Source organism: Paenibacillus sp. OT2-17 (assembly GCF_009827695.1).
GTDB lineage: Bacteria > Bacillota > Bacilli > Paenibacillales > Paenibacillaceae > Paenibacillus > Paenibacillus polymyxa_B.
The window spans coordinates 1-1,645 of record NZ_WUDQ01000704.1; the positions used below are offsets into that span (position 1 = coordinate 1).

Genomic DNA, 1,645 nt, shown 5'->3' on the forward strand with positions numbered 1-1,645 from the left:
CGCCCAAGCGGCTCCTTTTTCAGTTGGTTGCCTGTGCCGCAGGGCTATACTTCCACTTCTTTTGCCGATCTGTTGTTGCGGGAAGCCAAGGTGGCTGTCGCTCCAGGGATCGGCTTCGGGAGTGGCGGCGAAGGATATGTGCGAGCGGGACTGCTGAGCTCAGAAGCTCGACTGACCGAGGCGGCTGATCGAATTGGTAAGCTAAACCTGTTTGGTTAAGCCGTATTTTCCAGCTACAACTTCTTTGCCAAACCTGGTCTTTTCGTGGTATTCTGTATCCAATATCATTTAGCGCGTTGAAGGGACTATTAAGAGAGACTCAGTCCTGTTCAGAGAGTAAATTCCGATAGGCTGCAAGAATTTACCTGGACTCTCTCCCAACTCCTATCCCCGAGCGCCCTGCGCAATCAGGCGGTCCCTGCCGTTAACAGGTTTCAAGTGGGATGATCATGAATCATCAATGAAGGTGGTACCGCGGAAGCACAAACTTTCGTCCTTTGCATACAAAGGATGGAAGTTTTTTTGCATTAAAAAGAGTAAAATTAAGGAAGTGGACGTCTTGTCAACACGAATCGTCATTAAAATCGGAAGCAGCTCTCTAACTGGAGTGGAAGGTGGCTTGAATCGGGAAGCCATCGCTTATTTTGCCCGGGAAATCAGCTTGCTACGTGCAAAAGGTCATGAAGTGCTGCTGGTTACATCAGGTGCAGTAGCCGCCGGATTCAGAGAGATTGGGTACCCGTTTCGCCCTAAGCTACTGCATGAAAAGCAAGCGGCAGCGGCTGTTGGCCAAGCTCTTCTCATGCAGGCCTATGAGCAGGCTTTTAAAGATTTTGACCTAGTGATCGCGCAGGTTCTACTGACCCGTAGTGACTTTTTGAGCCGCAAACGGATGAATAATGCCGGAATGACCGTAGAAGAATTGCTGCGCCAGCAGGTTATCCCGATCTTTAACGAAAATGATACTGTATCGATTGACGAATTGAAATTCGGCGATAACGATATGCTGTCCGCGCTGGTTGCCAATCTGGTCAAAGCTCAGCATCTGATTATCATTACGGACACCGATGGCGTATATACGGCAGATCCGCGCAAGCATCCGAATGCCGTACGTTTTGAACGTATCGAGGAAATTACAGAGGAGATTTATGCATTAGCTGGAGGTTCTGGATCGTCTGTAGGTACTGGCGGAATGCGATCCAAGATCGAAGCTGCCAAGGTCGCTACACGCGGCGGTGTGCCTGTATATGTGGGACGTGTAAGCGCGAATGGCGATCTAGACGCAGCCGTCGAAGGACACGGACCGGGAACTTATTTTGACACTCACCTCTCTTCGCTTCCGATGAAAAAACAATGGCTTGGATTTATGTCCACCCCTCTGGGCGCGGTGCATGTAGACGAAGGGGCCGAGGAAGCGTTGGTTCACGGAGGACACAGTCTACTTCCGGTAGGCGTACGACGTGTCGAGGGCAGCTTTCATGCCGGAGATGTCGTTGAGGTGCTCGGACCGGAAAATAAAGTGTTAGGACGCGGCATCGTCAATTATGACGATGAACAGCTCCGAATTGTACAAGGATTACCCAGCGGCGAGGTTGTGGGCAAAATTGGTCCCATTCACCGGCTTGAGGTGATCCACAGGGATGAA

The 1,645-nt window shown here is 50.7% G+C and carries 1 protein-coding gene and 1 pseudogene; both read left to right on the forward strand.

The features are described from left to right. A pseudogene (locus GRP75_RS26290) lies at positions 1-219 on the forward strand (LL-diaminopimelate aminotransferase); the annotation flags it as partial. Positions 220-460: 241 nt separating this feature from the next. Beyond that, on the forward strand, positions 461-1,645 hold a 1,185-nt coding region (proB, locus tag GRP75_RS26295; RefSeq protein ID WP_160790815.1), incomplete at its 3' end, for a glutamate 5-kinase.